The sequence below is a fragment of the Faecousia sp. genome (genome assembly GCF_048519415.1).
Lineage (GTDB): Bacteria > Bacillota > Clostridia > Oscillospirales > Oscillospiraceae > JAZOXB01.
The window spans coordinates 1-7997 of sequence record NZ_DBFZUT010000002.1 but is presented as its reverse complement, the minus strand read 5'-3'; the positions used below and the strand labels follow the sequence as shown (position 1 = coordinate 7997).

Sequence of the window (7997 nt, the reverse complement as noted above, 5' to 3'; positions counted from 1 at the left end):
GTCCTTTCGCGTTTGATCACCCGCCGCAGCGGCAGAATTGCAAAACCATGCTGCAAAATTTGATTTTGCAATTCGGAAAGCAGCTTGGCGAAAAAGTCCAAAGGGACTTTTTTGCCAAGCTGAAATTCGGAAGCGTTGTTTTACGCTTCCGAATTTTTTGATTACTTTTCCAGTTTGACGGCCGTTTCGAGCGCGACCTCCATCATCTGCGTGAAGGACGTCTGGCGCTCCTCGGCGGGCAGGGCCTCGCCCGTGAGCATGTGATCGGAGATCGTGCAGATGCACAGGGCGTTCTTCTTCCAGCGGGCGGCAGTCATATACAGGCCGGCAGCCTCCATCTCGCAGGCCATGACGCCCATCTTGATCCAGGCGGGAACGGTCTGCAGGACCTCGGGCATGCCCTCGTCGTCGTTATAGAAGTTGTCCGTTGACAGGACGTTGCCGACGTGATACGTCGCGCCGACCTGTTCGCAGGACGCAACGGCGCGGCGCAGCATCTCATAGGAGGCAATGGGTGCGAACGTGCCGTCGATGTGATACTGGTGCAGGAAGTTCGAATCGGTGCAGGCGCCCTGCGCGATGACGATGTCGCGGACGTGGATATCGGGGTTGATGGAACCGGCCGAGCCGATGCGCATGATGTTCTGCACGCCGAAGGCGTTGTAGAGCTCATAGGAATAGATGCCGATGGACGGGATGCCCATGCCGGAGGCCATGACGGAAACCTTCACGCCGTGATAGGTGCCCGTGTAGCCCTGCACGCCGCGGACGTTGTTCACGAGGCGGGCGTTCTCCAAGAAATGCTCGGCGATGTACTTCGAGCGGAGCGGATCGCCCGGCATCAGAACGGTCTGACCAAAATCGTCGGGCGTGGCGTTGATATGGGGAGTCGGATAATTCATAACAGGATCTCCTTTCAAAATTCAGCGGTTCTTTACTTTGCGGTGCTCACGGATGTTGCGGATCCAGCACTTGTGGCACATGGCAAGATAACGGTCGTTGCCGCCGAGCAGGAGCTGAGCGCCCTCCGTGACGATGCAGCCCTCGCTGTCCAGCCGGGCATTGACCGTGGCCTTGGCCCCGCAGTCACAGATGGCCTTGATCTCCGTGATGGTGTCCGCCACCTCGAACAGCCTGCGGCTGCCGTCAAACAGCTTGCACTGGAAATCCGTGCGCAGGCCGAAGCACAGCACCGGAATGTTCTCTACGTCCACGATGTCGCGGAGCTGATCGATCTGCGCAGGTGTCAGGAACTGGCACTCGTCGACGATGATGACGTCCGTCTTTTCGCGGCTGCGATAGAGCTCGTAGATGTCGCTGTGCGGCGGAACAACCTCGGCAGGGGCCTCCAGACCAACGCGGCTGCGCAGGATGATCGCGCCGTCGCGCTCATCGGCCGCAGGCTTGATCAGCCAGACGTGCATGCCGTTTTCCTCGTAGTTATACTTGGTAATGAGCGCCTGTGCTGTCTTGGACGAGCCCATCGAGCCATATTTAAAGTAGAGCTTTGCCATTGGCTATCCCCCATTTGCATTGACTGGGACTATTATACCGGATTTGTTCCATTTATGCAAGCAGAAAAGCATTCTCGTACAGCACGCATTGACAAGGTGCACCCGTTTCGTTATACTGAAGGCAGAATCGAACCGAGGGGGATTTTCCATGTTTTGTCCGAAATGCGGAGCGCCGAACGACGCCTCCGCCCGTTTCTGCTCTACCTGCGGTGCAGCGCTGCCCGTGCAGCAGCCCATGCATAGCACACAGCCGGTCCCGGTTATCGTGCAGCAGGTCCGCCCCACGCCGGTGCAGCTCGTGCCCGCCCACCCGACGGCCTATACGCACGCCCTGACGGGCTGCGGCCGGTCGCTGTCCTACCTGTTTGCCGCCATTGCCCTGACCGCCGTCGCGGTGCTGCACCTGCTGGACCTGCTGCTGGGCATTTCCGGCGGCATTGGGAGCGTCCGGGCGGCCATCGACGCAAGCCCGAGCGGCCTGATGCAGTTCCTGCAGGCTGCCTTCTGGCTGCCGGAGCTGCTGACCGTCATCGGCGTGTGGTCCGCTGCAGGGGCCTGCAGAAGCCGCGGCGCGCAGATCTCGACCGGCGGGCTGAATTGCCTGCGCACGGCGGCCGTCTTCCGCATCATCTTCGAGGCACTCGAGCTGACGTTTCTGCTGATCTATCTGCTGTTTTACAGCGCCGAGGATTTCTTCAGCTTCCACTTTGTCGGCGAAGAATACGTCGTCTTTGTCATGGCAGCCGGCTGCGCACTGACCATTGTCCTGCAGGGCTGCATCATCGCCGCACTGAACTCCGCAAATGAGGCAGCTGTCAAAGCCCGCGCCACAACGCTCCCGCCGATGCTCCTCGCCGTCATCGTCATGGCAGAGGCCGCCATGCAGATCATCGGTCTTGCCATGTACTGGGGCGCGCCGTATCTGGACTACGACATCGCCCTCCAGCTCTACGGCATGTTCGGCTATCTGAACGGCAATGTTCTGCTGCATATGTTCTCCCTGCTCCTCAGCGCCGTTTCCGGCATCCTGTTCTCCGTCGTCACGCTGCGCTACCGCCGCGAGGTCAGCGCAGCCATGGAAGCGGAATGAGCTGAGAACAGTACCCTGTCAAATTGAATCATCAAAAAAGCGAGGAAGCCCCGAAACAAAAACTGTGGACCGTTCGTCAGGCGGCCCACAGCTTTTTTTCGGGACGTGTCCCATTTTCAGGAGGTGATTTTTGCTGATTACGATCTATTTGTGCTCTGGCGTGGTCGATCTATCAGGCAGTGCCGCACGGGGCTCCGACAGGAATTGCCGAAGGCCACTCTTTTGCGATCCCGCCCGTTACACCCGGGATCAGCCGGCCAGCGTAGCACCCAGCTTCTTGCACTGCGCAAGCGCGTCGTCTTCCGGCGCTTCGCAGCAGATGACGCTCTCACAGGCGAGCACCGCGCCGTCGGAACGGCAGGTGTCCTCCCAGGTGCGCATCCATTCGCCGTCGCCCCAGCCATAGGAGCCGAACAGCGCGAGCTTCTTGCCGGACAGGGCGGACTCACAGCCCGTGAACATCGGCTCGAACTCGTCCTCTTCCAGCGTCTCCGCACCCATGGCGGGGCAGCCGAAGGCAATGGCGTCAAATTCCGCGACCTTCGCGGCGGAGAACTGATCGGCGGTCAGCGTGCTGACCTCCGCACCGGCCTCTTTGGCTCCCTCTGCGACGGCGTTGGCCATCTGCTCGGTGTTGCCGGTACCGCTCCAATAAACAACTGCGATCTTACTCATGATCCATGATCCTTTCTGTTTTGAATTTTTTTCACGGCAGCTCCGGCTCAGACGGCCAGAGCGAGCCGCTCCACCCCGGTCCCACGGGCCCAGGAGGCCAGATAGCAGCGCGTGCAGCGTTCGAACTTGTCGAACAGGGCGCGCGAGCGCTCCTCGTCTCCGTAGACCTTCCAGTAACCGGTGAATTTGTAATTTCGGGTCTCGTTTTCAATAAAGCCGCGCACGTCCTCCGGCGGATAGCCGAGGAACAGGCCGATCTCGTGCGGGAAGCCGTCCTTCTGGCACTGCAGACGGTCCATCAGGCAGCGCAGGCAGCCGGAAGGCTCCGTGCCATCGTAACCGCTGCCGTTGAGCAGGCAGGCCGCATCCTCACAGGCCAGGTCGCGCGCCAGCGCCTTCGGCCGGTAGAGGTATATGAGCGCCCGCCCGTTCCAGATGCGCAGCGGAAGCATCCGCAGGCCCTTCGGGGCAAGAGAAGTGTTCCAGTGGCGCAGCTGCCCGAGCAGCTCTGCCTCATCCGGCGCATCGCAGCAGAACAGGCTGGCGGTTTTCAGCCCGGCGAGCGTCGGCGCACAGAAGCGAATGATCTGATATTCGGACATATCGTCTCCTCCTTCTCTTTCAGGATGCCCCGTTTTCCTGCGGACATCCCGGTATTTCGCAGTTAGTCATCTCTAACCAACGTGCTGAAGAAAATGCTTCCGGTGCATCGGGCAGCAGCCCGGTAAGGGGAAGCATATTCCATCGGGGCCTCACTTCTGCGGGTGTCCCAAGCCTCAGCAGTGTGCTGCGCAGGTGGACGACTGGCACAGACGGCCAAGATGGTCCGGCGGCAGCTCTGCAAGGAAGGCGCACAATGCAGCACGCAGTGCGGCCTCCTCGGAGGAGACGCGGTGCAGATAGCCCGCCAGAACGTCATAGCAGGCGGCGTACTGATCCGCCAGGCTGCGGCCCTCCGGGGTGAAGTGCACCATGCCATAGTGATTCTTTTCAATGAGATTCTTTTCCTTCAGGGCATTCATCATGGCATGGACACTGGCCTTGGAGATGCCGAGTGCGTCTGCCACGCTGACACAGCGGATCTCATTGCTCGGACCGCACAGACTGCGCAGCGCGAGAAGATATTTGATGTTGCTTGCAGAAAGCGCTTGCTGCATTCCGGTTTCCTCCGCTGAGTGTTTTGTTCCTGCGGGGCGGGCGGACCCGCCCCGCAGACGGTTCAGAGGTATTATTTCGAGTGGCACGAGCCGTGCAGCGCACAGTGCCCGCAGTCACAGCCGCAGGAGGTCTTTCCCTTTTTGCGGCTGCGCACCATCGAGAAGATGATCGCGAACACGATACCGCCAAGTGCAAGGCACACGAGGATCGTGGGCCAATAATATGCTAACCATTCCGGCATGAGAAGTTCCTCCTTTCAGGAAGGTACGATGATTATTTCTGTGCGAGTGCCTTCGCCTTCGTGCTCAGGTGCTCCGCTTCCTTATACGGGCGGAAGAGCATGTAGCAGATGAAGCCGATGAGCAGGACAGCGACGATGACGCCGAGGACATTGCCATGGCCGGTGAACAGGCTGCCGAGCTGATAAACGATCAGGGAGATCGCATAGGCGAAGCAGCACTGATAGCCGATGGCAAACCACGTCCACTTTGCGTTGTTCATCTCGCGCTTCATCGCGCCGATGGCGGCGAAGCACGGGGCGCACAGCAGGTTGAAGATCAGGAAGCAGTAACCGGCCAGCTTGGTCATGGAGACGAAGTCCAGGACGCCGAAGACGCCGACGACCTCTTCCTTCGCCACAAGTCCCATGACGGTCGCGATTGCGGCACGGGCATTGTCAAAGCCAAGCGGAGCAAAGATGAACTTGATGGCATTGCCAAGACGGCCGACAAGGCTGTAGTCCAGTTCCATCTCAAGGTCGAACACGAACTTGCCGTCCACGACGCCAAAGACGGAGCCGAGCCACATCACAATGGAGGACAGCAGAATGATCGTACCGGCCTTCTTGATGAAGGACCAGCCGCGCTCCCACATGCTGCGCAGGATATTGCCGACGGTCGGCCAGTGATAGGCGGGCAGCTCCATAACGAACGGAGCCGGGTCGCCTGCGAACATCTTCGTTTTCTTCAGCATGATGCCGGAGACAACGATGGCGGCAGCGCCGAGGAAGTAAGCGCTCGGAGCGACCCACCATGCACCGTGGAACAGAGCCGTGGCGATCATGGCGATGATCGGGAGCTTTGCGCCGCAGGGAATGAACGTCGTCGTCATGACGGTCATCTTGCGGTCTCGGTCATTTTCAATGGTACGGGAGGCCATGATGCCCGGAACGCCGCAGCCGGTGCCGATGAGCATCGGGATGAAGGACTTGCCGGACAGGCCGAACTTGCGGAAGATACGGTCCATCACGAATGCGATACGGGCCATGTAGCCGCAGGATTCGAGGAAGGCCAGGAAGATGAACAGGACGAGCATCTGCGGGACGAAGCCAAGGACTGCGCCGACGCCGCCGACGATGCCGTCAAGGATCAGGCCGTTGAGCCAATCCGGGCTGTGGATGGCGTTCAGGCCGTCTTCCACAAGGACCGGGATGCCGGGGACCCACACGCCGTAGTCGCTCGTATCCGGAGCGGACTCCATGGCGGTGTCATAGACCTCGGAGATGTCATAGCCCGCAGCGGCGAGGGAGTCGCCGTAGCTGCCGTAGGCTTCGTCAAATGCGCCGAAGTCCTGGTCGTTGATGGCGTCCAGAACGTCCTGCGCGCCGATAACGCCTTCGTCAGCGGCCTTGGAGACCTCTGCGACGACCTCCGGTGTCCAGATGTTCTCTTCGGCGTACTCGTTGATGGCATCGTCATAGGCGCTCGAGCCGATACCGAACAGATGCCAGCCGTCGCCGAACAGGCCGTCGTTCGTCCAGTCGGTCGCCCAGGAGCCGACCGTCGTAACGGAGACATAGTAAACAAGGCACATGACCAGGGCAAAGATCGGCAGAGCCAGCCAGCGGTTCGTGACCACGCGGTCGATCTTATCGGAGACGGTGAGCTTGCCGGCGTTCTTCTTCTTGTAGCAGCCCTTCATCAGGGAGGCGATGTAGACGTAGCGCTCGTTCGTGATGATGCTCTCGGCATCGTCGTCCAGCTCCTTCTCGGCAGCCTTGATGTCCTCCTCAATGTGCGCCTGCACATCGGCAGAGAGCTTGAGCTGTGCCATGGCCTTCTCGTCGCGCTCGAAGATTTTGATGGCGTACCAGCGCTGCTGCTCCTCCGGCATCTGATGCACGGCGACCTCTTCGATGTGGGCCAGCGCATGCTCGACCGGACCGGAGAACGTGTGCATCGGAACGGTCTTCGTGCCCTCGGCGGCCTTGATGGCGGCCTCGGCAGCCTCCATGACACCGGTGCCCTTCAGGGCAGAGATCTCGATGACCTTGCAGCCAAGCTCACGGGACAGCTCTGCGGTGTTGATCTTATCGCCGTTCTTGCGGACGACGTCCATCATGTTGATGGCGATGACGACCGGGATGCCCAGCTCGGTGAGCTGCGTGGTGAGGTACAGGTTGCGCTCGAGGTTCGTGCCGTCGACGATGTTCAGGATCGCATCGGGACGCTCGCCGATCAGGTAGTTACGGGCGACGACCTCTTCCAGCGTGTACGGGGACAGGGAGTAGATACCGGGAAGGTCGGTGATCGTCACACCGTTGTGCTTCTTGAGCTTGCCTTCCTTCTTTTCCACGGTGACGCCGGGCCAGTTGCCAACGAACTGGTTAGAACCGGTCAGCGCGTTGAACAGCGTCGTCTTGCCGCTGTTCGGGTTGCCCGCAAGGGCAATTCGAATGTTCATTTTGCTTCCTCTCTTTCCGGATTTCAGTGAGGGTAGTTTGGGCTAACCCTCCTGCAAAAAGAAACGGGGTTACTGCACCTCGATCATTTCCGCGTCGTTCTTGCGGATGGACAGCTCATAGCCACGGACATTGACCTCGACCGGGTCGCCCAGCGGCGCGACCTTGCGGACGTAAACCTGCACGCCCTTCGTGATGCCCATGTCCATGATGCGGCGCTTGACGGCGCCCTCGCCATGCAGCTTCACGACGGTAACGGTTTCGCCGACCTTGACCTGCCTGAGTGTTTTCATCGAAATCTCCTCCTTTTCTGTAATGCATTGCATATGATTGAAGTGAGAGAGCCGCTGCAAATGGCTCCCGGGATCAAACCATGATCTTCTGTGCCATTTCGCGGCTGATCGCAACGCGCGCTTCCTTGACGTTCACGATCAGGTTTCCGCCGATCGTGTTGATCACGCTGACATTGCCGCCTACTACAAAGCCAAGGTTTTCCAGATGCTGCCGCACCTCCGGCTTTCCGCCGATTCTCTGGATGATGGCGTCCTCACCGGGCGACATCAGGGTCAACGGCATCATACGTTCGCCTTCTTTCTCCGGTATTGTGATTAGCTTTTGCTAACCGAAGTCTTTTGAAATTGGTTAGGTTTCCCTAACCAAGAGTCATTATAACGGGAGGGCGGCCTTTTGTCAAGCCCGGAATTTCATTTACCCACCGATTTTGTGTGTTTTGTATACATGCCCAAAAGTTTGTCTTGCCTAACCTCTGATTTGTAGATTTTTCCCAGTCTTAAGAATTCTCACGCAACAGCCAGTAGCATTCTCACGGTGTAAGTCAAAGTATTGGTATTAATACACTGCTAATACTATATATTGCAAG

The 7997-nt window shown here is 59.1% G+C and carries 10 protein-coding genes; 1 reads left to right on the top strand and 9 read right to left on the bottom strand.

The window, feature by feature from the left end; genetic code table 11:
* Positions 1-161 precede the first annotated feature (161 nt).
* Both deoD and ACMKFF_RS00120 read right to left on the bottom strand, forming a co-directional pair.
* Positions 162-902: a purine-nucleoside phosphorylase gene (gene deoD, locus ACMKFF_RS00125; protein WP_349136362.1), complete on the bottom strand. Its 741-nt coding sequence runs from the start codon at positions 900-902 to the stop codon at positions 162-164.
* Between the two features lie 21 nt (positions 903-923).
* Positions 924-1514 (bottom strand): thymidine kinase, encoded by a 591-nt coding sequence (locus ACMKFF_RS00120; RefSeq protein ID WP_349136361.1) that lies wholly within the window; start codon positions 1512-1514, stop codon positions 924-926.
* 148 nt (positions 1515-1662) lie between these two features.
* On the opposite strand from ACMKFF_RS00120, the gene ACMKFF_RS00115 reads away from it, so the two are divergent.
* Positions 1663-2604: a zinc ribbon domain-containing protein gene (locus tag ACMKFF_RS00115; RefSeq protein WP_419495670.1), complete on the top strand. Its 942-nt coding sequence runs from the start codon at positions 1663-1665 to the stop codon at positions 2602-2604.
* Positions 2605-2853: 249 nt separating this feature from the next.
* On the opposite strand, the gene ACMKFF_RS00110 is transcribed toward ACMKFF_RS00115, so the two are convergent.
* From ACMKFF_RS00110 to ACMKFF_RS00080, 7 genes are all read right to left on the bottom strand, one after another.
* Complete coding sequence (locus ACMKFF_RS00110) at positions 2854-3279, bottom strand: flavodoxin (protein WP_349136357.1); 426 nt, start codon at positions 3277-3279, stop codon at positions 2854-2856.
* A 47-nt stretch (positions 3280-3326) separates the two neighbouring features.
* Positions 3327-3881 (bottom strand): DUF3793 family protein, encoded by a 555-nt coding sequence (locus ACMKFF_RS00105; protein ID WP_418468528.1) that lies wholly within the window; start codon positions 3879-3881, stop codon positions 3327-3329.
* Between the two features lie 174 nt (positions 3882-4055).
* On the bottom strand, positions 4056-4436 hold the full coding sequence (locus tag ACMKFF_RS00100; protein ID WP_418468527.1) for a metal-dependent transcriptional regulator: 381 nt from the start codon (positions 4434-4436) through the stop codon (positions 4056-4058).
* 71 nt (positions 4437-4507) lie between these two features.
* Positions 4508-4678 carry a FeoB-associated Cys-rich membrane protein gene (locus ACMKFF_RS00095; protein WP_418468526.1) on the bottom strand — a complete coding sequence of 57 codons (171 nt, stop codon included), beginning with the start codon at positions 4676-4678 and terminating at the stop codon, positions 4508-4510.
* Positions 4679-4710: 32 nt separating this feature from the next.
* On the bottom strand, positions 4711-7119 hold the full coding sequence (gene feoB / locus ACMKFF_RS00090; RefSeq protein WP_419495669.1) for a ferrous iron transporter B: 2409 nt from the start codon (positions 7117-7119) through the stop codon (positions 4711-4713).
* A 69-nt stretch (positions 7120-7188) separates the two neighbouring features.
* On the bottom strand, positions 7189-7410 hold the full coding sequence (locus ACMKFF_RS00085; protein ID WP_349136349.1) for a FeoA family protein: 222 nt from the start codon (positions 7408-7410) through the stop codon (positions 7189-7191).
* Positions 7411-7483: 73 nt separating this feature from the next.
* A complete protein-coding gene (locus tag ACMKFF_RS00080; RefSeq protein WP_349136347.1) occupies positions 7484-7696 on the bottom strand; it encodes a FeoA family protein in 213 nt (70 codons plus the stop codon).
* Positions 7697-7997 lie beyond the last annotated feature (301 nt).